At 75.9% G+C, this 1074-nt stretch carries 2 protein-coding genes; both read left to right on the top strand.

Annotated elements, in window-relative coordinates; genetic code table 11:
- Positions 1 to 153: 153 nt before the first annotated feature.
- The gene (locus tag HGA02_RS21885) at positions 154 to 345 is read left to right on the top strand and encodes a DUF2510 domain-containing protein (RefSeq protein ID WP_168681196.1); all 192 of its coding nucleotides are present in this window, start codon (positions 154 to 156) and stop codon (positions 343 to 345) included.
- A gap of 50 nt (positions 346 to 395) precedes the next feature.
- Positions 396 to 1016, top strand: coding sequence for a dihydrofolate reductase family protein (locus HGA02_RS20085; RefSeq protein WP_168681194.1), 621 nt, complete (start codon positions 396 to 398; stop codon positions 1014 to 1016).
- The last annotated feature ends 58 nt before the right edge of the window (positions 1017 to 1074 follow it).

The following is a 1074-nucleotide window of genomic DNA, read 5'->3' as shown; positions in this document are numbered from 1 at the left end:
TCTCCAGCGGTGCCGGCGCCACGCGTCCCACGTCGCGAAGCCCGCCGGTGGGGCGTCGACGCGGCCCGCGGCAGGCGCGTCCGGGGCGGACGCACGCCGGCCAGGACGGCGAGAACCCTCAAGTCGCGGGGCGTTCCGGCCGACGGGGAACTCATGGCCAGAAGGAGGATCCCCGCGGGCTGGTACCCCGACACGCGTCGGCGCGGGCAGCACCGGTGGTTCGACGGGCGCGAGTGGACCGAGCACACGATGCCGACGGCAGCCGTGCCCGGACCGCCGCCGCCGGGTCCCCGCCCTGGTCGCAACCGTCGAGGGGTCGTCCCGGCCCCGCCGTCCGTGGTCTGATCGTCCGGGTGGTCGCGCATCCGGGTGCGGCCCCGACCGCGGAGGACGCCATGGCGACGCTCGTCTCGACCCTGTTCATCTCCCTCGACGGTGTCGCGGAGATCGACCCGGCGTGGCACTTCCCGTACTTCGACGAGCGGATGGGCCAGGCGGTCGGCGAGGACTACGAGGACGTCGACGTCCTGCTGCTCGGGCGCGTCACGTACGACAGCTTCGCCGGCGCGTGGCCGGACCGGGAGGCGGCCGGCGGCGACGACGCGCCGTTCGCGGCGACGCTCGGCGACACCCGCAAGGTCGTCGCGACGCGCGGCGACCAGGACCTCGGCTGGCGCAACGTCGAGCGGGTCGACGGGGACCTCGTCGCCGCGGTGACCGCGCTCAAGGCCGACCCGGCCGTCGGCAAGATCCTCGTGCCCGGGTCGCTCTCCGTCGTGCGCCAGCTGCTCGCGGCGGGGCTGCTCGACGAGCTGCGCCTGCTGGTCCACCCCGTCGCGGCGCGCACGGGCGAGCGGCTGTTCGACGAGGGCGAGCCGATCTACCCGCTGCGGCTGCTCGCGTCCGAGGCGCTGCCCACGGGCGTCGTGCGGCTGATCTACGCGCCCAGCGAGCTGCCCGGGGCGGCGGAGTACGAGGACGTAATCGACAAGGTGCCGGGCGCCGGCCAGGACTGACGCCTCGGCGGCACGGGCGACGGACCACGGCGCACGGCGCGCCGGTCCTCGGCGGGCA

This window comes from Cellulomonas septica (assembly GCF_012396155.1).
Lineage (GTDB): Bacteria > Actinomycetota > Actinomycetes > Actinomycetales > Cellulomonadaceae > Cellulomonas > Cellulomonas septica.
This window is presented reverse-complemented; position numbering and strand designations above follow the sequence as displayed.